Source organism: Marinobacter koreensis, from assembly GCF_023156285.1.
In the GTDB taxonomy this organism is placed as follows: domain Bacteria; phylum Pseudomonadota; class Gammaproteobacteria; order Pseudomonadales; family Oleiphilaceae; genus Marinobacter; species Marinobacter koreensis.
In genome coordinates, this window is record NZ_JAKZAJ010000002.1 from 34,748 (window position 1) to 57,518 (window position 22,771).

A 22,771-nucleotide genomic window follows, 5' to 3' on the forward strand; every position below is an offset into this window, starting at 1 on the left:
GAAGCGCAATGATACCGCGCTAGAGTTTGCAGGTCAGTTCCGCCAGTTCTTCGTCGAAGACCCGATGGTTTTCACTGTAATCCACCGGCACATCCACCAGATGGACGCCGCCCGCGGCCAGAGCCTTCTCAAGGGTCGGTTGCAGCTCTTCCGTCCGGGTAATGCGATGGCCGGTGGCCCCGTAGGATTCCGCGTAGGTCACGAAGTTCGGATTCCGGTAATCCAGTCCGAAATCGGCGAACCCTTCCTGGCCCTGTTTCCACTTGATCATGCCGTAGGCGCTGTCGTTGATGATCAGTACCACCAGGTCCAGATTCAGGCGGACGGCGGTTTCCAGCTCCTGGCTGTTCATCATGAATCCGCCGTCACCGCAAATCGCCATCACTTTCTGCTTCGGATACAGCATGGAAGCCATCATCGCGCTGGGCAGGCCGGCCCCCATGGAGGCCAGGGAGTTGTCCAGCAGAACCGTGTTGTTGTCGTACGCCGGGTAATTGCGGGCAAACCACAACTTGTACATGCCATTGTCCAGGGCAATGATGCCATCCTCCGGCACCACTGCCCGGACGTCCCTGACGATCCGTTGCGGAATCACCGGGAATCGGTCGTCGTCCGCCCGATCCTGGAGGTGCCGGTCCACGGCTTCCTTTACCTCCATGAAACGGCTGAAGTCGTGATTGCGACACTCGCCGCAGTTTTCCGCCATGTACTCCACGCTGTTGGCGATGTCCCCGACCACTTCGTGCTGGGGAAAGTACACCGGGTCCACATCGGCACCGGAAAAGTTCACGTGAATGACCTGCTTGCCGCCGGGCTTCATGAAGAACGGCGGTTTCTCGACCACGTCGTGGCCGACGTTGATCACCAGGTCGGCGTGGTTGATTGCACAGTGGACGAAATCCCCGGACGACAGGGCGGCGTTCCCCAGGTACCGGGGATGACGCTCATCAATGACGCCCTTGCCCATCTGGGTGGTGAAGAACGGTATGTTGGTGGAGTTGACCAGATGGATCAGCGCCTGCGACACCCGTTTCCGGTTGGCCCCGGCACCAATCATGATCAGCGGATGTTTGGCCTGGCGCAGCATCTCGCAGGCCATATCCAGGCTCTTGGTACTGGCCGTCGGTCTCCGGGCATCGCTGGGCTGGAAAATATGGGTGTCCGGCGCCGGCTCTTCCGCCGCAATGTCCTCTGGCAGCTCAAGATGGACCGCGCCAGGGCGCTCTTCGGAAGCCAGTCGGAAGGCCTCCCGCACCTTGGCGGGGATGGTGTTGGCGTTGCTGATCTGGCGGGTGTACTTGGTAAGCGGACGCATCAGATCGACCACGTCCAGGATCTGGAACAGGCCCTGCTTGGAGGACTTGATCGGCTTCTGGCCCGAGATCATCATCATCGGCATGGCGCCCAGCTGGGCATAGGCGGCAGCCGTGACCAGGTTGGTCGCGCCAGGGCCGAGGGTAGAGAGACAGACACCCACCTTGCCGGTGAGTCGGCCGTAGGTGGCGGCCATAAAGCCCGCCGCCTGTTCATGGCGGTTCAGTACCAGTTGAATATTCGAGGTGCGCAGTGCTTCGAGAAAATCGAGGTTCTCTTCCCCGGGAACCGCGAACAGGTATTTGACCCCTTCATTCTCCAGCGCCTGGATGAACAATTCCGCGCCGTTTCGAGCCCGGGAAGCTTGCTGGTTTGCCATGGTCCGTCCCCAACTGATGGATTTGATACCGAGCATACCATTGTACGACTGGTACACCGGAACCCAAGACTTACCATAAGTTCAAGAAGTGCGCTCAGTTCGAAATCGGAGGTTCTGCCTGCAGCGCCTCCGCCGGCACGCGATCCTCGCCCCAGCTGCGGTATACGCCATCCACCACGCGCTTCAGCTCTTCCTCGCCGACATTGGCCGGCTCGCCCCGCTCAAGAGGATCGAAATGGAAAATATAGAGGCGAGAGGTGAACTGCTCGAATGGCAATGAGGATTCCCCAAACCGCTCGCCGTGGCCCTCGGTACTGACCCGCACGTCATCACCCCAGTTCTGGCCACTGTCGTTGTTGGGATTGAAAAAATACACCCGCATCTGTTCACCCGGATCGAGCGCCACCCGCAGGATCGTGATCGCGTGCCAGCCAATGAACCGGGCCGCACTGTCGGTGACGGCGATACCCGCGGGCTGGGGGTGAATGAGCGGCTGGTTACCATTGTAATAGGGATGGTAACTAGCGTAGAAATGCCGGATAAACCCTTCCAGATCATCGAGCTTTCCGGTCTCCACATCCACGTTGATGGCAAAGCCGCGGCCGGCGGACCAGCCGTGAAACTCCGGATTCACCCATTTGTGAGGATCGCCGGGCCGGTCCGCACACAGGCGGCCCATCTCCGCGTAAATCCGATCCAGGTGCGGCACGACAACCAGGGAGACGGGGTCAAGGTCCAGAGTAACCTCCGATGCCAGCCCCCCAAGGCTCGTCGCCGACGACACAGGCTGCCCTTCAAAATGCATGATGATCTCGTTGTCGCGGGCGGCCCAGGCGACCATCTGCAACAGGTAATCAGGATCGTTGTAGGCCCACATCGACAGCGCCCGGGCAGACTGGCAGGTCGGGTTGTTCCCCTGCCCCACCCCGAGCGGCTGGCCAAGCATATTCAGTACGCCCTGAATCAACCAGGCACCCGGCTGGGGATGATAGCCATACGCCAGCTGCAGGCGTTCACGGGCTTCGGGGCAGAGAGACAGGTTCGCCTGGCGCCAGAGCGCCGGAGCAACCGGTGGCTGGTAGAGGATGCCCCGCTCAAGCATCAGCGCCAGTCCGTACAGGCCCTGGGCGGTCTCCGGATACACACTCTCCTTCACGAGGGTGCCCACCAGTTCCCGATAGCACAGCAGGCAGTCTCGGCCGGTACTGGACAACCCGAGCGCCTCCGTCAGCAGGGCGTCGTTTTCTTCCAGGATAAACCGGACAAAAGTGGCGTGGTACGGCGATACCAGACCGGTATCGTGCATGGAGCGGGCAAACCCTGTGGCTTCGTTCTGCAAAGCCTGGGCGTCCATGGACTCCAGACGCTGCTCGTACACCACGGTACCCGGATCTTCACTGCAGGCGCGGGTCGGCCCATAGAGGCTGGAAATCAGCCGGTCGGCGCCCCGGCCGGCACCACCCAGGTCGGCGTGCGGTTCGGCACGACAGATCGCAATCTGGGTGATCATCTTCCGGACATCGGCCACCTGTATCGGCCGCTGCTGCAGAATCCGCCAGATCTCCTCGATCAGGCTGTCGATCACATGCTCGTAGCCGATGTGATGGGCAACATACTGCACCACGGCCTGACTGATCTTCGCCAGCTTACCCTGCTCACGCTCGGCCTCGCCGGTCATGCCGAACAGCAGGCCGAGATTGATGGCCAGTACCTGGGTCAGGTAATGATGCGCCTGTTCGGCGGATACGGTTGGGTGCAGGTAAAAACCACGGGCGACTGCCAGCAACCGCAGTTCGCTGAAAGCTTCGATGACGACGGTATCCGCGTTCTGGCTCTGCAGGGAATGCGTCGTCAGCGAGGGAAGCAGTATGCCGGGTTCGGCCCAGTCCGTGCCGACATACACCCCCGCGCGCTCCAGGCGCTCGGCACGCTCTTCGATCACCCGGCAACCGTCCGGCTGCTGCAGGACTCTCCGGGCAATGTCGAATACGCGCGGAAGCTTGCCGGCCTTGGCAAAAGACCGGCTTTCTTCCAGTACCTGGATCGACTCATCCAGCCTTTGCACCAGCTTGTCAAAATTGACTGCCGGTACCGCGCCGCCCGCCTGGTGATCGCTCAAACGATAATCCTCAGGGCCTGCACCAAACCCATCTGTTGTTAATGCTTCTCCGGATTATACATAGAAATCGAGCTCTTCCTGATGTTTCAGCAGATCCCGCATGGTGTAAGGATCGTCGCCGAAGAAGTAAACAAGTCCCCAGTGCGTCCCGAAGGCGGTCCGTTTGGTGACCGTTTCCTCCAGCGGCGGGGTCAGTTCGTGGGACTCGAAATACTCGTGATTCTCGGTCTCCTCCGGGATTTCCAGTTTGCTGACAACCCGGCGACGCGGATAGACGCCGAAGCATCCGGCATAGCCCTTGGCGTCCACCACCTCTTTCGGGAAGAAGGCCTTGATTTCCTCGTCGGTGGTTTTCGGATCAAAGGCCAGGATCAGGCCCTGGTATGCGTTGAAACCATAGGCGCGTTCAAGCAGCTCGAAGACCTTGAACCCGGGCGGCCGATAGGCGACCTCACCGAAATACATGGTGCCGTCGCTGGTGACGAAGTACTCGGGATGCACAAACCCGAAATCAATATCGAACGTCTTGATCAGCTTTTCGATCTCCGCGGTGATCTGGGCCCGGTACTTTTCCAGGTCCGGCGTCGCCGGGACAAACACGGAATAGCCGAGGGTGACGTATTCGGAGATGTTCAGGAAGGCAATCTTGCCATTATGGATCCAGGCCTCAACGGCAAACTCCCAGCCATCCAGGTGGGATTCCATGAGCACCGGAAACTCCTCCTCGGGAATGGTATCCACCTCGTCCGGCGTCCGGATCACCCGGTGTCCCAGGCATCCGGCCTTGTCGAAGGCCTTCAGGTGAATCGGGTCGTTCGGGTCACCGTCCAGTTTGAGCAGTGTCTGGTTAACGCGCTTGAGGAACCGGATGACATCCCCTTTGTCGTGCGCCTCTTCAAAGATCCCGACCCGGATACCACCGAGCTGGGCACGGCGCTTCATCAACGCCTTGTCACGCAACAACATGGCCTGGCCAAACAGCCGGGGTTTGTCCATGAGTACCGAATTGATGGCGCCGGCCCACTCGACGGTTTCCTCGAACAGCGGAATCGCCACATTGACGCCCATGTCTTTCAGGGTCTGCGCGATTTCAACGGACCGGTCGTTCAGGCGTTCGAAATTCCACGGCACATAAGGAATATCGTGCTCTTTACAGTAGGCTTCAGCCCAGTCGGGGGCGACAACCACATAGCGCCGATCGAACTTGTCTGCGGCTTCGACGGCATTCAGGCTCCATCCAAGCAGCGCAACGTATCCCTTTTCGGGGTTATATTTTTGCTCGCTCATACGCTCTCTCCTTTCGCGGGTTGTCCTTTAACCGTACGCCGTACCAGCGAAATCGCAAATCATCGGCCACTTTCCAGAAAAAAAAGCGCGTTGCTCCGAGGGTTAGAACCCGCGGAGCAACGCGCTTCAGGAGGCTTTTAGACCGATTGGGAATATCAGCCCAGTTTGAGGGTTTCCAGCGTCCTCGCCCGGACTTCAGTCAACAGGGCCTCGTTGTCGACCAGCGACTGACCGTAAGAAGGAACAAGCTCCTTCATGCGCTCCTGCCACTGCTCGGTCTTCATCTGTTCCGGGAAGCAGCGCTCCAGGACATCGATCATGGCATTGGCCGCTGTGGAAGCCCCCGGTGACGCGCCCAGCAGAGCCGCCAGCGTGCCGTCCTGGGCCGCCACAATCTCGGTGCCGAATTCCAGCTTGCCACCGCCCTCGGGCGTCTGCTTGATGATCTGCACCCGCTGGCCGGCCATCTGCAGCTCCCAGTCCTCCTCCCGGGCGTCCGGGAAGAAGTTGCGCAACGATGCCACACGGTCGCCATGGGACTGGAACACTTCGCCGATCAGGTAGCGGGTCAGGTCCATGTTGTGCTTGCTGACGGACAGCATGGGCTTGAGGTTGGTCGGCCGGACAGAGCCAATCAGGTCAAAGATGGAGCCCTGCTTGAGGAACCGGGTGGTGAAACCCGCAAACGGCCCGAACAGCAGCGCCGGCTCACCGTTGATGATCCGGGTGTCCAGATGCGGAACCGACATCGGCGGCGCCCCGATGGGTGCCTTGCCGTAGACCTTGGAGTGATGCTGCTCGACGATCTCCGGCTTCCGGCAGACCAGCCACTGGCCGCTGACCGGGAAACCACCATAACCCCGGGCTTCGTCGATACCGGATTTCTGCAAAAGAGGCAGGGCACCGCCGCCCGCACCGAGGAAGACGAAACCGGCTTCCAGCTTGGTCAGTTCACCGGTTTTCTGGTTCTTGACCCGCACCTTCCAGCGGCCGTTGTCACGCTGGTCGATGTAATGCACCGGGGAGCTCAGCATCAGCTCGAAGTTCGGCTGTTTCTGGAGCCACTCCACCATGCTCCGGGTCAGCGAGCCGAAGTCGACGTCCGAACCATGCTTGATCCGCGTAGCCGCGACTTTCTCCATGGGATCCCGGTGTTTGACCACCAGTGGCATCCACTCGGCCAGCTCATCCGGTGATTCGGTGTATTCCATTTCCCGGAACAGGTGATGGCAACTGAGCTGTTTGTGACGCTGCTTGAGGAACGCCACATTCTTCTCACCCCAGACAAAACTCTGGTGCGGCGTACGGTTGATGAAGTTCTTCGGTGCCGGAAGAATGCCCTGTTCAACCAGGTAGGACCAGAACTGGAGCGAAACCTCGAACTGGGCGTTGATCTTCAGTGCCCGTTCGATCGTGACGCCACCGTCATCGGTTTCCGGTGTGTAATTGAGTTCACAGTAACCGGCGTGACCGGTACCCGCGTTGTTCCATCCGTCAGTGCTTTCATGGGCGACGTGGTCGAGACGTTCCACCATGACGATGTCCAGGGACGGATCGAGCTGCCTGAGCATCATGCCGAGAGTGGCGCTCATGACGCCACCGCCGACCAGCACTACATCTGCCTGTCTTGCGGCCATTGGTTATTACCCTAGCTAGTGTTGAGCCTGTTCACCCATCCACGATCAGCAGAAGGGCCTGTGGGAAGCCGGTTTTGGCGTCAGGTGTAGGACGCTGCCGTCTGCTTCCTGTTCGAATTTGCGCGCAATTATCCTGATTTTCGCCGAAATAATAAATTGCGATTATCAATGTTTGCGCTCTGGGCCGGTCATAAGCGGCCATTTTTGATGCCGTATACCACCGAAGGACAGTGGCCCGGCCCATGTCAAACGTCTACAATCGCGGCCGTATTATCTTCACGGCCCTTCTCGGGCCACGTTGATTTCACCGGTTGGGACGCCCCATGTCTGCTCTTGATGCTGTACTGATTGTTTTTGCTGTAATGGCGCTGTTGGGCGTCATTTTCGAAGAAGTCATTCACGTCAACAAAGCCAAGGTAACCCTGTTCTTTGGCACCTTGAGCTGGATGCTGCTGTTTCTTTTCAGCACCAATGCCGGAGAAACCAGATCCATCGACAGCGGTCTGTCGGAAAGCATCGCCGAGATCGCCAGCCTCTGGTTATTCCTGGTAGCGGCAATGACGTTTGTTGCTTACCTGAACAAGAAGGGAATGATCGAGAATGTGATTTATCTGATCATGCCGAAGCAGGTGAGCGAACGAAAACTGCTGTTCCTGACCGGACTTTTCTGCTTCATTTTCTCCTCTTTGGCAGACAATATAACTGCCACTTTAGTCTCATGCTCCCTTATTTTATCCCTGGATCTGGAGCTGAAAAAGCGCATTCAGTTCACCACGCTGGTCGTTTTTGCGGTGAATTCCGGCGGCGTTTCACTGATCACCGGCGACGTCACCACATTGATGATATTCCTCGCGGACAAGGTGGAAATACTGACGTTGCTGACCCTCGCCATCCCCTCGGCGATCACCGTTTTCATCCTCGCCGTCTTCCTTTCAAGGGGCCTGACCGGCACCGTCAACCTGCGCTCGAACAGCAACCCGGTGCGGAAAGTGGATGCCGTGATCAGCGGACTGTTTTTGTTAACAATCCTGTGCACCATTCTCGGCAACGCCCTGTTCTCGATTCCACCGGTACTCACCTTTCTGTTCGGCCTCTCGGTCATGTTCCTGGTGTCCCGCTTCATGAGCGATGACGCCGAACTGGACCCGATCATTGAGTACATCCGGGTGATCGAGTTCGAGACTCTGCTCTTCTTCCTCGGCATTCTGCTGCTCGTAGGGATGCTGAAAGAGATCCATGCGCTGGATTCCCTCGTCGCCATCTACGACGTACTGCCACCGCTGATCGCCAATTACCTGATGGGCATTTTCTCTTCCATCATCGATAACGTCCCCCTGACCGCCGCCATGCTGAAGGCCGGCATCACCATGTCACCGGGTGAATGGATGGGGCTGACCTACGCGGTGGGCGTGGGCGGCTCGCTGTTGATCATCGGTTCCGCCGCAGGCATCGTGGCCATGAGCAAGATCGATGGTTTAACCTTTGGCGCCTACATGCGCTACCTGTTGCACCTGCTGGCCGCCTATACGCTGGGCTACGCAGGCGTATACGCCGTCGGACAATTCATTCACTGAGATACTACCTATGCTTCTGGCTTCTGGTTCTATCATTGCCGGTCTGATCCTGCTGGTCTGGAGCGCCGACCGGTTCGTGGACGGTGCTGCGGCCACAGCCAAACATCTGGGTATGCCGACACTGCTGATTGGCATGGTCATCATCGGATTTGGCACCTCTGCACCGGAACTGGCGGTGTCTGCCATGGCCGCCGCCGATGGCAACCCGGGGCTGGCACTGGGTAACGGTTACGGTTCCAACATCACCAACATCGCCCTGATCGTGGGGCTGACAGCGGTCATTGCCCCGATTACCGTCCACTCCCAGGTGATCCGCAAGGAATTGCCGCTGCTGTTGGTGCTGACCCTGATCGGCGGCGTACAACTGCTGGACGGGTCCCTCTCTCGGCTCGACGGCATGGTCTTGCTGCTGGTATTTGCCGGCGTCATGGGCTGGTCAATCGTTCAGGGAATCCGTGGCAAGGACGACACCCTGGGCGGGGAAACCGAAGCCGAAATCATCGCGCATCCCATGCCGCTGAAGTCAGCGGTTATCTGGCTGATCGTCGGGCTGGTGCTGCTGGTGGTCAGTTCACGAATGCTGGTCTGGGGCGCGGTGACGATTGCACAAAGCCTCGGGGTCAGTGATCTGGTCATCGGTCTGACCATCGTCGCGGTAGGCACTTCCCTACCCGAACTGGCCTCGGCACTGGCTGCCGTCAGGAAGAACGAGCACGACCTGATCCTGGGCAACATCCTCGGATCCGGTATTTTCAACACGCTGGCGGTGGTGGGTCTGGCCGCAACCATCGAGCCTCTCAGCGTCGAGCCCGCTGTTCTGTACCGGGACTGGACCCTGATGTTCGCGCTGACGCTCGGCCTGCTGCTGATGGGCATGGGCCTGATCAGCAAACAACGGGTCATCAGCCGTATCGACGGTGGCGTACTGCTTCTGGTCTACGTCGCGTACACGGGATACCTGCTCAGTACCGTGGTGTCCGGCGGCACCACGGTCGCGTACTGACACGCGGGGAGGCCGGGCCGCCTTTATTCGGCTTCGCCGTTGCCCAGCAAATCCTCCAGCCGCTGCCGGACCTCCGCCATGACCTCCGGCAGGTCTTCCTTGGTCTTGCCCGCTGTTTCAAACGGTGTCCCGACCCGCACATCCACCGGCTGGCCGAGATTGATTTGCCAGGTCCGGGCCGGCAATACCTCGTGAATGCCGCGGATGGCCACCGGCACGATGACGGCTTCGGTGTCCAGCGCCAGGTGGAAACAGCCCTTTTTGAACGGTAACAGCTTGCCATCGCCTGAACGCGTGCCCTCAGGCGCGGCCCAGAGTACAATCCCGCTCTCCATCATGGCCCTCGCCCGCTCCAGGTCCCGCACCGCACGGGTCCGGTTGGAACGGTCAATCGACGGAAACTCCGCAGCACGCATCGCCTGTCCGAGCAAGGGAATGCTGAACAGCTCTTTCTTCGCCAGCATCCGGATGGATCCGGGCAGGGACACAAAGCTCACAGGAATGTCGTAATGGCTGGCGTGGGTGCACATAACGATGTAACGGCGCCCATCGCCAAAATCCGGCACCGCACCCCGTACCGTGAGATTGGCCCGCACCAACCGCAACAGGGCCGCCGACCATTCCCGACAGTACTTATCGACAATCGGCCGGTTCAGTTTTCCGAACAGGGCCCGAAGCAGGATCAGCAGCGAGTACAGCGCGGTCAGTCCGACAGAGCCAAGGACCACCCCGGCCCGTCTCAATAACGTGGCCGATTCGGTCAGCGGATTCAGTTTCAGTCGGATCATGGCAACTCCATCGTTCCCGATACTAGGTCACATGCCCTCTCGAGCACAGGCGGTAGCCGCGCATTATAGCCTGCTGGAGCGAGCGCGATAATGCGGCGAAACGGGAAGATGGAGCAGCCGGGCTGTCAGAACAGCTCAGGCGTCTTCCTTGAACACCATGGCAATCGAGTTCAGACAATAGCGCTGCCCGGTGGGAGGCGGCCCGTCCGGAAACACATGTCCCAGATGAGAATCGCACCTGGGACAACGAATCTCGGTTCGGGTCATACCCAGGGTATTGTCTTCCAGATAACGGATGTGGTCCGGATCGAACGGCTGGAAAAAGCTGGGCCAACCGGTCCCGGAATCGAATTTCGCGTTGGAACTGAACAACGGCAGATCGCACAGCCGACAATGGTAAGTGCCCGACTGCTTGTTATCGAGCAGGGTTCCGCAGAACGGGTGCTCGGTGCCATGATCCAGCAGAACACGGCGTTCCTCCGGAGTGAGGTCCGCGGCCATCTCGTCGATCCGGGCCTCGGTCAACGGCGTCAGGTCGTAGCCGGATGCAGATTGGGTCATTGATATCCTCCTCAGGCCAGGTCGGGGTCGTCATTGGTGTATTCCGGTTTCAGCCGATCGGCGTAATTGTCGACCAGCTTCTCCATTTTCGGTGCGGCAACGGCCATGATGTAAGGTTGGTGAGGGTTTCGGGCCGCAAAGTTCTGATGATACTCCTCCGCCGGATAGAACGCTTCCAGCGGCTCCAACGTGGTCACAACCGGATCCGGGTACACGCCCGCGGCCTCCAGCTGCCGGATGTAGGCTTCCGCGACCTGCTTCTGCTCATCGGTCTCAAAGAAGATGGCAGACCGGTACTGGGTGCCGCGGTCGTTGCCCTGACGATTCAGCTGGGTGGGATCGTGGGCGACCGAGAAAAACACCTTCAGAAGCGCCCCGAAGCTCACCTCGGAGGGGTTGTAATGCACCTCCACGGCTTCGGCATGGCCGGTGGTACCGGTGCAGACGGCCTCATAGTTGGCGGTTTCCGGACGGCCACCCGCGTAGCCTGAAACCACTCGCGTCACGCCATTGATGGCGACAAATACGGCCTCTACGCACCAGAAACAGCCGCCTGCCAATACCACGCGCGCCTCGTTTCCGGCGGCGGGCAGATCCCGCTCTGGATCCGGGAACCGGCTTCGGGGGACGGTCAGGCCGGCAATGCTGCAAGACTCTGTCATGATTACCTCTGATTTGACGGTGTTTACCCTAGCTTAAAGACTTTTACGGTCGATCCCCAATCCGGGACTTCCCTATCTGCATAACATGAACAAACTGCCGGTCCGGTTGCATCCCCGGCTGGGCCAACCATAATGACAGACAGGGTCCACCTCTCACCGGTTCCACCGTCTGTGCATACGGACCCTGCTCGGCATCAGGGATACAAGAATGACCGCAAAGGCTCACGCACCGGACAGCAACAACGAACTGCTGGACTATCGGCTCAGTCTCCGCCTCGGGCCGGTCCACGCCCGCCAACGCCTTGGCATTGAACAGGAAGCCGAGGCCAGGGTTTTCGGCCAGGATCACAAATCATTTCACCTCGAGAACCTCACCAACGCGCCGGGTTTCATCCGGTTCTGCCTGCAATCTGTGGGGCTCTATCGCCGCGCCCAGGCCAACAGCCTGAAACTCGCCGCCGTGCACAACCGGTTTGTACTGCCGGATCTCCCCGAGGCGTTTGACGGTTTCCGGATCCTGCATCTGACCGATCTGCACGTGGACATGGACGAGGCCAACCTGCAGGCCGTTCTGCAAACCATCGAGCCGCTCGAGTACGACCTGTGCGTCCTCACCGGCGACTACCGCAAACTGACCTGGGGCCCGATCGAGGCAGCCCTGAGTGGTATGGCCCGGTTGCGGAATGCCATCCGGGGGGACGCTTTTGCCGTGCTCGGGAACCATGACAGTATCCGCATGCTGCCGCCGCTGGAAGACATGGGCTACCGCATGCTGATGAATGAGATGGTCCCGATTGAAAAAGGTGACAGCCGGTTCTTCCTCGCCGGCGTCGACGACGCGCACTTCTACAAAGCCCACAATCTGCACCAGGCGGGCGACACCATCCCCGCCGGCGGCGTCAGCATCCTGCTGAGTCATACCCCGGAAATCTGGCGGGAAGCCGCCCACGCCGGATACGATGTCTTCCTGTGCGGTCATACCCATGGTGGCCAGATCTGTCTGCCGGGTGGCATACCTGTAACGCTCGATTCGGATTGCCCCCGACAGCTTGGCCGGGGCTTCTGGCAGGTGAACGGTATGCAGGGCTATACCTCACCGGGTGCAGGCACGTCGGTCCTGAACGTGAGGCTCAATTGCCCACCGGAGGTAACCATTCACACCCTCACCCGGGGGCCCGGCTGACGCGCTCAGTGAGGCTGCCTTCGGATACCGAGTCGGTACAGCAGCGGTGACAGCAGAATATTGGCCAGCGCGAACAGCACCACCAGCAATACCGCCAGCCAGAGATCCAGTGGCAGCCAGACGACGGCAAGCCCCAGCGGCAGGGCAGCCTCGGGAATCTGGTCCAGCCAGAGCGCTCGCGAGCTGGACGCAAGCCCCATCCGTCGTTTGATGAAACTGCTGATCATATCGCCAAACAGGCCCAGGAACCCGAATAGCAGTCCGAACAAGGCACCCAGGTCCACCAGGGCTGCAAACACGCCACAGCTCAGGCAGCCGGCGATCACGCCCCGCCAGGTCTTGCTCTTCCCAAGAACCGGACGGCCATCGGTCCAGAGTCGCCCGCCGTCCACCGGCTGATCCCAGCGCCCCTTGAGAAGGCCCGCAGCCACAACGGGGGCGCCGTTGGCGAGCACCAGCATCACAAACAACTCCAGCGATATCAGCAAAGGCCAGTGCTCCCCGTCCAGGTATCAGTCCAGGCCGCCGTGGGTCAGCTTCAGGGGGTCCATCAGCTGCTCCAGACGCGCGCGACTCAGACCGCTCCGTTCCTCGGCCACATCGATCACAGGACGTCCCGTCCGGTAAGCCTCTTTGGCGATGTCCGACGCCAGGCTGTAACCGATCTCGGGATTCAGTGCGGTCACCAATACCGGATTACGACCGACACCGGCGTTGAGATTGTCGGTATTCACCGAAAAATCCTTGATCGCCTTGTCGGCAAGAATGCCGGCAGCATTGCCAAGCAGCCCGACCATATCCAGAAGGTTGCCGGCCACCAGGGGCAACATGACATTGAGCTGGAAATTGCCCGACTGGCCGGCAATGGCCACGGCACTGTCCAGCCCGATGACCTGTGCACCCACCATGGCAACCGACTCGGGAATCACCGGATTGACCTTGCCGGGCATGATGCTGCTGCCCGGCTGGAGAGCGGGCAGACTGATTTCGGCGAGCCCGTGAATCGGGCCGCTGTTCATCCAGCGAAGATCGTTGGCGATCTTGGTCAGCACGATTCCGATGCCCCGCAACTGCGACGACAGCGCGACGGGGCCGTCAACCGCACTCTGCCCCACGAACTTGTGTTCCAGTGACCGGAAGGGGTAACCCGTGTTCTTTTTGAGGAACCGGATGAACTGTTCGGCAAATTCCGGCGCGGCATTAACCCCGGTGCCAACCGCAGTACCGCCCTGGGGCACCGCCAGCAGGTCGTCTGCTGCAGACTCCAGCCGGGCCTCAGCCGCCACCAGCTGTTCCCGCCAGGTGCGCAGCTCCTGTCCAAGGGTGACCGGCATGGCATCCATCAGGTGGGTACGGCCGGTTTTCACCTGCTCGGAAAACAGGGCCTCGCGCTCGTAGATCACACCACGCAGGTGGGTCAGCGCCGGAATCAGGCTTTCTTTCACGCCGATCGTGGCACTGACATGGATGGATGTCGGTATCACGTCGTTCGAACTCTGGCTCATGTTGACGTGATCGTTGGGATGAACCTCGGTGCCGGCACGGCGGGCAATGGAGGCAATCACCTCGTTGACGTTCATATTGGTGCTGGTGCCGGAGCCGGTCTGGTAACGGTCCACCGGAAACTGATCCGCGTGTTCCCCCCGGATCAACGCATCGCAGGCGTCCACGATGGCATCCCGGCGGTCGTTATCCAGAAGTCCCAGGCTGGTGTTGGCCTCGGCGGCCGCCTTTTTGACCTGGGCTACGGCCTTGATAAAAGCGGATGGCAGCGGCTGCCCGCTGACCGGAAAATTATCCACGGCGCGCTGGGTCTGGGCACCCCAGAGCGCATCGGCTGGTACATGAACCTCGCCCAGGCTGTCTTTTTCGACTCGAAAATCGCTCATGTTCCCTCCTGTCTTTCCATTTACCTTCAGGGTACTGACAGCGAGTACGACGCCCATAAGGGGTTGTATCAACCCCCATGCAATCAGTCGTTGGCGTGGCTGCGCAACCGGACGTGGTCGCAGATGCCGGTCACCTGCCGGAAATCGAGAATCAGGGTATGCACCGTATTGGTGTAGGTGTCGTGCAGGTGGAACTTGAACCGATGCTGTTTTTCTCCCTGCAGGAACGCATCGTACTCTTTCGCCAACTCGCGGACGTCACCGCCTTCACCCTTGCTCCAGGTTGCATTGAACGGTCCCAGCACGGCCCCGCCGGCCAGACAGATGGTCACTTCATGGTTCGTCAATCCGCTATCAGAATTGCTCATGGAAGGTGTCTCCTCTTGCCTCTGGGTTGATGAGGTAAGTGTAGACGCTGACAGGCAGTCCGTGAGCCTCAGGCCCGGTTGGACAAACTGGTGAGCAATGCCCGGAGTCGATTCGGCTTGACCGGTTTATTCAGAATGGGGAGGTATTGGGCGCGCATGAACCGGCGCGTCTCGTCGCTGCGGTCGGCGGTGATGATGGCAGCGGGTACGTCGCGCCCCAACGCCTGACGAATCCCGTAAATGGCTTCGCATCCGGTCAGGCCATGATCCAGGTGGTAGTCGGCCAGCAGAATGTCGGGCCGACTGCCTGATGCAACCCGGGATCGTGCCTGCCGTTCGTCCGGCACCGCAATCACTTCGCAGCCCCAGCGTTCCAGCAAGGCCGCCATGCTCTCGAGCACCGCAGGCTCGTTGTCGATGACCATCACCGACAGTCCGGCCAGTCCCTCCGACAAGGCAGAGATCGCGGCGGATGAGGGAATAGCGAGTTCGCCAACCTCCGCTTCAGACGGCAGCGTCACGACAAAACGGGATCCTCTTCCCGGCCGGGAGGAAACATCAATGCGGTAGCCAAGGACCCGTATCATCCGCTCGACGATCGCAAGCCCGAGACCCACGCCCTGTCGTCCCCCGGTGCCCTGTGGCAGGAGCTGGTGAAATTCGGTAAAGATTTCCTGGAGTTTTTCCGGCTCGATACCAACGCCGGTATCCCAGATTTCGATCCGGATCCGGCCCTGGCTCCGGCGCAAGGCCATGACCACTCCGCCCCGACGGGTGTAACGGAACGCATTGCTGAGGAGGTTCCGGACAATGCGCGTGAGCATTCGCTGATCTGTCCGTATGAAGGCTGGCGATGCCCGCAGCCGGAAATCCAGTCCGGCGTTGGCAGCCACGGCCTCGAATTCTTCACCCAACCCCCGCAGCAGGGCCTCCAGGTCGGTATGGACAAGGTCCGGCTTCATCGCCTGCTGATCGAGCTTGGAGATATCCAGCAGGTCGGCAAGCAGATCCTCCGCCCCCTCGAGGGCACGGTGAACCTGGTGCACCATGCGACTTTCGGACTCCGGCAACTGACTGTCCTGCAGAGCGGAAATCATCAACCGGGCCGCGTTCAGCGGCTGCATCAGGTCGTGGCTGGCGGCGGCCAGATATTTGTCCTTGCTGCGGTTCGCTTCCTTTGCGGCCTCGACGGCAACCACCAGCTTCCGTTCGACCCGCTCCCGTTCTTCAATCTGGTACCGCAAACCCACGTTCGCATTCTGCAAGGCTTCGGTCCGTTCCTCCACACGACGTTCCAGGTCCTGATTCAGCTGTTCCAGCTTCTGCCGGGCCTGGACCCGTTCGGTGATGTCGGCGACAAAGGCCTCCACCACTTCCGGCCCCAGATCCGGCCGGCGCAGCAGGGTGACCGCAACGTGCACAGGTGTGCGATCGGCTTTCTGGAATTGTGTTTCCCTGGCACTCAGGCTGCCCTGGTCCAGCAATTCCTGGCGAATGGTGTCGAATTCAGCAGCACGGCAGAACAGCTGCTCCCGGAGCCGGATCATTTTTCCCATCAGGTGTTCCGGGCTGTCGTATCCGCAGATGCGCGCCATCGCAGGATTGCAGGCAAGAAAGCCACCCCGAAGGTTCGCCTGGAAAATGCCATGCAGCGCATTTTCGAAAAGCCATTTATAGCGGTTGCGCTCCTTCTCGAGCTCTTCCAGCCGGTCCAGCAGAGCGGGATAGTAGCTCTTGCGGGCCGACTGGCTGCCCAGCCCGAGCAGATCGCCGATCCCATAGCCACTTTCCGGTGAATCAGAGGGCTTCTTCATAGACAACCTGAACGTCTTTCAGCGAAGACTTCCTCGGATTGGTCAGGATACAGGGGTCCTGTAACGCATAACCCGACAGATAGGGAATATCGGAGGTCGTCACACCCAGCTGGGCCAGCCTGGCTTCGAGCCCTACGTGACGCTTCAGCTCGATGATCCGGTTCATCAACCGCTTCTTGATTTCCCGGGCGTTCATGCCGCGGGTATCAATGTCCATGGCCTCAGCCACCCGTCGGAACCGATCCTCGGCGGACGGAAAGTTGTAGGCCACGACATGCTCCAGCAAAAGCGCGTTGCACAGTCCATGGGGCAGGTCGAGAAAACCACCAAGGCTGTGCGACATGGCATGGACCGCCCCGAGGATGGCGTTGGAAAACGCAAGTCCCGCCTGCATCGAGGCCAGCATGATCTGCTCACGCAGGTAAGGGTCGGCGGTATTGGTGACCAATGGCTCAAGATTGCGGTTGATCAGCCGGATGGCCTCAAGCGCATGGGTATCGGTGAGCGGCCCACTGCCTGTGGAGACAAACGCCTCGATCGCATGCACCAGGGCATCCACACCGGTGCAGGCTGTGAGGTAGGCATCCATGGTTTCTGTCACTTCCGGATCAATGAGCGACACATCCGGAACCACCGCCTTGCTGATGATTGAAAACTTGAAGCGCCGATTCGGGTCACTGATGATCGCGAACTGGGAGACGTCTGCAGACGTCCCTGCCGTCGTCGGAATCAGAATGAGCGGTGGCGGCGGGTTGGTAATGGTATCGACACCCTCAAACTCCAGTATGCTGCGCCCGTGAGTGGCCACAATGCCGATACCTTTGGCGCAGTCCATGGGACTGCCACCCCCGATTGCCACAATGACATCGCATTCGCTCGACTTATAGAGCTCGGCCCCCGTCATGACTTCTTCCACCTTGGGGTTGGCCGACACCCCGGTGAACACCGTGGACCGGATCCCGGCCTCGGTCAGCAGGGATTCAATCTCCCCGACCCAGCCGGCATCCGCGACACCGGGGTCGGAAACCAGAAGCACATGGCGGGCACCAAAATTATTCGCAAAGTTGGCAACAGAGCGGCGCGATCCTGCACCGAACACAATTTCCGGTGAAACGAACTTACGGAGTGCAGAAATGTCGTGACTCATGGAGAGGCTCTCGACGGCTTGTTGTTATAGGAATAGCCGACAGTTTAACTCAAGTTTTAGAGGCAATCATTGGCCTTTCGGCTATGCCTCCGGTAGAAGCTGTGCAACCACTCGAGCATGGCAGCCAGGTTCTCCGGTTGCCGGAAACCATGGGCTTCGTCCTCAAACCAGTGCAACTCCGGTGAATGCCCGGCGGCTTTCATGGATTCCACCATGGTGCGCGTCTGCTCTGGCACCACCACCCGGTCCTGGCCGCCCTGGAAAAAAATCACGGGCGTTCGAATCCGGTCCGCGTGGTGCAACGGTGTTCGGGCATGCCACCGTTCCGGCTGATCTTCCGGCGCTCCCAGCAGCCAGTCGAGATAGCCGGACTCGAACCGGTGCGTCATGCTCCGAAGCCTCCGCGGATCCGTCACGCCGAACAGGCTCGCGCCTGCCACAAAACAATCCGTTTCGATCAGGGCCATCAGCACTGTGTAGCCACCCGCGCTGCGACCCTGGACAAACACCCGATCGCCATCGACGCGACCCACGTCCGACAAATAACGGGCGGCCCGAACCATGTCCTGAACGTCGAACTCGCCCCAGTGGCTCGCCAGCGACAGCCGGAACCCTCGCCCGAAACCGCTACTGCCACGGTAGTTGACCTCGGCCACGGCGAAACCACGCTGACACCAGAACTGGATTTGTGGATTGTAGACCGGATAAACCGCGGAGGTGGGACCGCCATGGGCCACGAAAATCACAGGCGGACGGTCGGCCACCGAGATCGTGGGCTCATAGAAAAATCCCTGAACCGCCGGCTCGCTCGACGTCCGGGGCACGAGGAACGTCTCGGGGATCTGGCAGTGCATACCCGGCAACGGATCCTCGCCACCGGCAAGGACATGCTCGGCAAGCGTATCCGGATCAATGGCCAGCACGACATCGAGACGGGCGGGGGATCGGGCCACGCAGTAGAGGGTTCCATCGTGCACCGACAGGCAGCGGAAATCCGTGAAACCGGTGGCCACCCGGGTCAGCGCAGCTTCAGACCCCACCCATAGCTCGCCGGTACCCTGGTTATAGCGAACCCGGGCCCATCGGCCGCCGGGTAAAGGACAGTGATGTCGTTCACCAAGCTGCCAAGGCGCATTCGCATGATCCTGCGCCGGGGCCGGTGCGGCGGTCCAGAGCGCTTCGCGCCCACTCCACGTCAGTTCCCACGGCTGCCACCACCCCTGATGATCCGACAGGACCCAGAGCACCTGCCCCGCGAAAACCGGCTGCTGGATCGACCCTTCCATTGGAGGCACACAGGACTGCACATGCTGCAGATGGCCCTCTGCATCCAGCTCGGCCAACCAGAGCCTTGTTCTCAGCCAGGGCATGTCCGGCAACTGCCAGGTTACCCAGGCAATTCGACGGCCATCCGGGGAAAGCGCCGGAGCACCATAAAAATCCGCGCCCTCATGCAGACACCGGCATTGTCCGTCGGGCGCAATCGCCACAAGCGCCTGCTGTCCATTCCATTCCCGCACCGCCAGTAACCGATTACGTCGGCAATCCGCAACCAGGCCGCCCCAGGCACTGTCAGGGTTGTCGACCAGCGTGGACCAATGACCGTTTCCAAGGGGGACAGAGATCAGGTGTTGCCGGTCGGTCACAGCCACAACCCGATCCGGAAAGGCCGACAGGGCACCACCGCCATACCCGTTGACGCGGCTGCCCAGGCCCGGCGTGGCCAGGTTCAAAAGGCGTTCCCCGTCGTGCCATTTGAGGACGGTCTTGCCGAGCGCCGAATCCGATTCCAGCCAGAACAGACCCGCCTCAGACGCCGTCAACTCGCCGCGCTGGACATGCCCATCGACAGCCTGGCGGGCGGTCATCCGCTGGACTGACGTTGGCCGTTCGGATTCGATGATCCCCGGCGGCTCAGCCCTGGAAAAACAGTCGTGAGTTCCGGGCATTTCGGTACACCAGGTCCTGCAGGCCGGCCGTGGCATGATCCGCCGCCCGACGTGCCGCCAGGATGCGCTCATGATGCGGTGACTTGCCGCAGACCGGGTCAGCGTTGTCGGCGTTACCGGTCAACAGGTAAGCCTGGCAGCGGCAGCCGCCAAAGTCCTTGTCCTTTTCATCACAGGAGCGACAGGGCTCCGGCATCCACTCATCCCCCCGGTAATGGTTGAAGCCCGGACTGTCGTACCAGATTTCTCTCAAGCCGAGCTCCTTCACGTTCGGAAAGTCGATCGGAAGCAACCTTGCGCTGTGGCACGGCAGGGCGGTGCCGTCCGGAGCGACCGTCAGGAACAGGTTGCCCCAGCCGTTCATGCAGGCCTTGGGGCGTTCCTCGTAATAATCCGGGGTGACGAAGATCAGCTTCATTGCGGAGCCCTTGGCCTGCAGCCGGGCCCGGCTATCGTTGACCTCGGCCTCCGCCCGCACCAGCTGTGCCTTTGAGGGCATCAGCCCCTCCCGGTTCTCGAAGGCCCAGCCGTAATACTGGCAGGTGGCCAGCTCTACGTAGTCTGCATCCAGTCGCTCGCACAGGTCGATGATGTCCGGCATCTGGTGGATGTTGTGACGATGTATGACAAAGTTGAGCACCATCGGATACCCCGCGGCCTTCACCGCCTTTGCCATGGCCAGCTTCTGTTCGAACGCCTTCCGCGAACCCGCCACTGCGTTGTTCAACTCCGGATCCGAGGCCTGGAAACTGACCTGAATATGGTCCAGGCCGGCCTCGGCGAAGGCTTCCACCCTGGCCTCAGTAAGCCCCAGGCCAGACGTGATCAGGTTGGTGTAGTAGCCCAGCTTCCGGGCTTCGGCAATCAGCTCCGGCAGGTCCTGGCGCACCAGCGGCTCACCGCCCGAAAATCCCAGCTGGGCGGCCCCCATTTCCCGACCCTGCCGCAACACGCTGATCCACTGTTCGGTACTCAGCTCCTGCTCGGTCTGGGCGAAGTCCAATGGGTTGGAGCAGTATGGGCACTGCAGCGGGCATCGATAGGTCAGCTCCGCAAGCAGCCACAGCGGTGGCCCCGCATTGTTGGGATTAAGACTGCTCGGGAGTGCATCAGCGCGTGTCATGACAGGTCAATCCAGTGTTGCTGCTCGGCGTCTTCCAGGAAGGCACGGACATCCGGGCCGAGATCACCGGCCTCGGGGAATTGCCGTTGCAGGGACTGGACGATGGCGTCCACATCCTGCCGGCCATCCACCTCGTTGAGAATCGCCCCGGCACTGCCGTTGAGTTTGACCATACCCTCCGGGTACAGCAGTACGTAACAATCCTGGGCGGGTTCCCACTGGAACCGGAAGCCACGGCGAAAACGGGGAATCTGGCTCATACGGTGCTCACTCACAGGCCCCGGTGCCACACTTGCTGGTCGGTCACCGTGTGGTATGGGGGCGTTTGATGCAGGTAGGCCATCGTCAATGCATCCAGCAGAGCCCACAGGATATCCAGCTTGAACTGGAGGATATCCAGGGCGCGGGCCTGCTGGGCCTCGGTGACGAAATGATCCAGGGTGATGCTGAGCCCATGCTCCACATCCCGGCGGGCCTCGGACAAACGCTTGCGGAAATAGCGGTAACCGCCCTCCTCGATCCAGGGGTAGTGCTGGGGCCAGCTGTCCAGACGGGACTGGTGGATCTCCGGGGCGAACAGCTCCGTCAGGGATGAGCAGGCCGCCTCCTGCCAGGTCGCCCGGCGGGCAAAATTGAGGTAGGCATCTACCGCAAACCGGACGCCCGGCAGAACGTGGCGCTGGTCGATGACCTCTTCACGGGTCAGGCCCACGGCCTCGGCCAGTGACAGCCAGGCCTCGATGCCCCCGACATCGTCATCATGGCCGTCGTGGTCCAGAATCCGCTGCAGCCAAAGCCGGCGCACCCCGGCATCCGGGCAGTTGGCCATAATGGCGGCATCCTTCTGGGGAATCCTGATCTGGTAGTAATACCGGTTTGCCACCCAGCCACGGATCTGTTCCGGAGTGCACTGCCCGCCATACATGGCTTTATGGTAGGGATGGTGGATGTGGTAGTACTGCCCCTTGCTGCGCAGGGCCTGTTCGAAGGCCTCGCGGTTCATCGCGGTGTTGGCTTTGGCGTTCATGGCTGCCCCGACAGATCAATGTGCATGCCGTCCCGGGACACTTCGATGCCGTGCTCGCCCAGTTCGGCGTGCTCGGGAGAATCCTCGTCCAGGATCGGGTTGGTGTTGTTGATATGAATGAGGATCTTGCGACGGGCGGGCATGGTATCGAGCACCTCGATCATGCCCCCGGGACCGCTCTGGGCCAGGTGCCCCATCGCCTGTCCCGTCTTGGTGCCCACTTCCTGGCGAATCATTTCGTCGTCCCGCCAGACGGTCCCATCCACCAGCAGGATATCGGCCTTTCGCATCCAGGCCAGGATGCGCTCATCCGGCTGACCCAGCCCCGGCGCATACAACACCCGGGTGCCGGTTCGGGTATCCCGGAGAAACAGGCCGATGTTGTCGCCCGGGTGCGGGTTGTCGCGGCGCGGTGAATACGGAGGCGCATTGCTCAGCAAAGGAATGGCGGTAAGCCGAAGGGACGGCGCACAGGGAATGCTGAATTCCACCTGTTCCGAGGCCTCGATCTCGCGCCAGTTCAGGCCGCCATTCCAGTGTTCCAGCATGTTGAACAATGGAAAACCCGAGCTGAGATCATCGTGTACCTGCCGGGTGCACCAGACGTCCATGGGCAAGCCTTCGCGCAACGACAGCAGGCCCGTGGTGTGATCCACCTGGCTATCCATCAGCACGATGGCACTGATCCCGGTATCCCGCAGGGCACGGGCCGGTTGCATCGCAGGGAACGCCGCCAATTGCGCACGGATGTCCGGCGAAGCATTGAAGAGAATCCAGTGATCCCCGTCCTCACTGATGGCGATCGAAGATTGGGTGCGGGCCTGCGCTTTCAGGGTTCCCTTGCGGAAACCGGCGCAATTCCGGCAGTTACAGTTCCACTGCGGGAACCCACCGCCAGCGGCGGAGCCAAGGACGTGAATCTGCATGGCGAAGATCCTGCGGAGAAA

General features: G+C 60.6%; 20 protein-coding genes. 3 read left to right on the top strand and 17 right to left on the bottom strand.

Going from position 1 to position 22,771, the window contains the following annotated elements; all coding sequences use genetic code 11:
- Positions 1–19 precede the first annotated feature (19 nt).
- The 4 genes from MLD04_RS05255 to mqo form a co-directional block, all read right to left on the bottom strand.
- Positions 20–1,693: an acetolactate synthase large subunit gene (locus MLD04_RS05255; protein WP_248155489.1), complete on the bottom strand. Its 1,674-nt coding sequence runs from the start codon at positions 1,691–1,693 to the stop codon at positions 20–22.
- A gap of 94 nt (positions 1,694–1,787) precedes the next feature.
- Positions 1,788–3,812, bottom strand: a complete 2,025-nt coding sequence (locus tag MLD04_RS05260; protein WP_248155491.1) for a hypothetical protein — start codon at positions 3,810–3,812, stop codon at positions 1,788–1,790.
- 54 nt (positions 3,813–3,866) lie between these two features.
- Positions 3,867–5,099, bottom strand: coding sequence for an ATP-grasp domain-containing protein (locus MLD04_RS05265; protein ID WP_248155493.1), 1,233 nt, complete (start codon positions 5,097–5,099; stop codon positions 3,867–3,869).
- Between the two features lie 155 nt (positions 5,100–5,254).
- Positions 5,255–6,736: a malate dehydrogenase (quinone) gene (gene mqo, locus MLD04_RS05270; protein ID WP_248155495.1), complete on the bottom strand. Its 1,482-nt coding sequence runs from the start codon at positions 6,734–6,736 to the stop codon at positions 5,255–5,257.
- A gap of 323 nt (positions 6,737–7,059) precedes the next feature.
- Between mqo and nhaD the strand changes: the two genes are divergently transcribed.
- Both nhaD and MLD04_RS05280 read left to right on the top strand, forming a co-directional pair.
- A complete protein-coding gene (nhaD, locus tag MLD04_RS05275; RefSeq protein WP_248155497.1) occupies positions 7,060–8,310 on the top strand; it encodes a sodium:proton antiporter NhaD in 1,251 nt (416 codons plus the stop codon).
- A 10-nt stretch (positions 8,311–8,320) separates the two neighbouring features.
- Positions 8,321–9,313 (top strand): calcium/sodium antiporter, encoded by a 993-nt coding sequence (locus MLD04_RS05280; RefSeq protein ID WP_248155499.1) that lies wholly within the window; start codon positions 8,321–8,323, stop codon positions 9,311–9,313.
- A 23-nt stretch (positions 9,314–9,336) separates the two neighbouring features.
- Here MLD04_RS05280 and MLD04_RS05285 read toward each other — a convergent pair whose 3' ends face one another.
- The 3 genes from MLD04_RS05285 to msrA form a co-directional block, all read right to left on the bottom strand.
- A complete protein-coding gene (locus tag MLD04_RS05285) occupies positions 9,337–10,101 on the bottom strand; it encodes a lysophospholipid acyltransferase family protein (protein ID WP_248155501.1) in 765 nt (254 codons plus the stop codon).
- Between the two features lie 135 nt (positions 10,102–10,236).
- Positions 10,237–10,662, bottom strand: coding sequence for a peptide-methionine (R)-S-oxide reductase MsrB (gene msrB / locus MLD04_RS05290; RefSeq protein WP_248155503.1), 426 nt, complete (start codon positions 10,660–10,662; stop codon positions 10,237–10,239).
- Positions 10,663–10,673: 11 nt separating this feature from the next.
- Positions 10,674–11,324, bottom strand: a complete 651-nt coding sequence (msrA, locus tag MLD04_RS05295; protein ID WP_248155505.1) for a peptide-methionine (S)-S-oxide reductase MsrA — start codon at positions 11,322–11,324, stop codon at positions 10,674–10,676.
- 208 nt (positions 11,325–11,532) lie between these two features.
- Between msrA and MLD04_RS05300 the strand changes: the two genes are divergently transcribed.
- Positions 11,533–12,507, top strand: a complete 975-nt coding sequence (locus MLD04_RS05300) for a metallophosphoesterase (RefSeq protein ID WP_248155507.1) — start codon at positions 11,533–11,535, stop codon at positions 12,505–12,507.
- A gap of 5 nt (positions 12,508–12,512) precedes the next feature.
- Here MLD04_RS05300 and MLD04_RS05305 read toward each other — a convergent pair whose 3' ends face one another.
- From MLD04_RS05305 to pqqB, 10 genes are all read right to left on the bottom strand, one after another.
- Positions 12,513–12,995, bottom strand: coding sequence for a CDP-archaeol synthase (locus MLD04_RS05305; RefSeq protein WP_248155509.1), 483 nt, complete (start codon positions 12,993–12,995; stop codon positions 12,513–12,515).
- Between the two features lie 24 nt (positions 12,996–13,019).
- Positions 13,020–14,396, bottom strand: coding sequence for a class II fumarate hydratase (locus MLD04_RS05310; RefSeq protein ID WP_248155511.1), 1,377 nt, complete (start codon positions 14,394–14,396; stop codon positions 13,020–13,022).
- A gap of 83 nt (positions 14,397–14,479) precedes the next feature.
- The gene (locus tag MLD04_RS05315) at positions 14,480–14,764 is read right to left on the bottom strand and encodes a hypothetical protein (protein ID WP_248155513.1); all 285 of its coding nucleotides are present in this window, start codon (positions 14,762–14,764) and stop codon (positions 14,480–14,482) included.
- A 68-nt stretch (positions 14,765–14,832) separates the two neighbouring features.
- Entirely contained in the window at positions 14,833–16,578 is a 1,746-nt protein-coding gene (locus MLD04_RS05320) for a PAS domain-containing hybrid sensor histidine kinase/response regulator (protein WP_248155515.1), read from the bottom strand.
- The gene (gene ercA / locus MLD04_RS05325; protein ID WP_248155517.1) at positions 16,562–17,725 is read right to left on the bottom strand and encodes an alcohol dehydrogenase-like regulatory protein ErcA; all 1,164 of its coding nucleotides are present in this window, start codon (positions 17,723–17,725) and stop codon (positions 16,562–16,564) included. Before ercA ends, MLD04_RS05320 begins: the two co-directional genes overlap by 17 nt.
- Positions 17,726–17,781: 56 nt before the next feature.
- Complete coding sequence (locus tag MLD04_RS05330) at positions 17,782–19,674, bottom strand: S9 family peptidase (RefSeq protein ID WP_248155519.1); 1,893 nt, start codon at positions 19,672–19,674, stop codon at positions 17,782–17,784.
- Positions 19,640–20,797: a pyrroloquinoline quinone biosynthesis protein PqqE gene (gene pqqE, locus MLD04_RS05335; protein ID WP_248155521.1), complete on the bottom strand. Its 1,158-nt coding sequence runs from the start codon at positions 20,795–20,797 to the stop codon at positions 19,640–19,642. The genes MLD04_RS05330 and pqqE overlap by 35 nt, the downstream gene beginning before the upstream one ends.
- Positions 20,794–21,072, bottom strand: a complete 279-nt coding sequence (pqqD, locus tag MLD04_RS05340; RefSeq protein WP_248155523.1) for a pyrroloquinoline quinone biosynthesis peptide chaperone PqqD — start codon at positions 21,070–21,072, stop codon at positions 20,794–20,796. Before pqqD ends, pqqE begins: the two co-directional genes overlap by 4 nt.
- Entirely contained in the window at positions 21,069–21,824 is a 756-nt protein-coding gene (gene pqqC / locus MLD04_RS05345; RefSeq protein WP_248155525.1) for a pyrroloquinoline-quinone synthase PqqC, read from the bottom strand. The genes pqqD and pqqC overlap by 4 nt, the downstream gene beginning before the upstream one ends.
- Entirely contained in the window at positions 21,821–22,750 is a 930-nt protein-coding gene (gene pqqB, locus MLD04_RS05350) for a pyrroloquinoline quinone biosynthesis protein PqqB (RefSeq protein WP_248155527.1), read from the bottom strand. Before pqqB ends, pqqC begins: the two co-directional genes overlap by 4 nt.
- Positions 22,751–22,771: the final 21 nt, after the last annotated feature.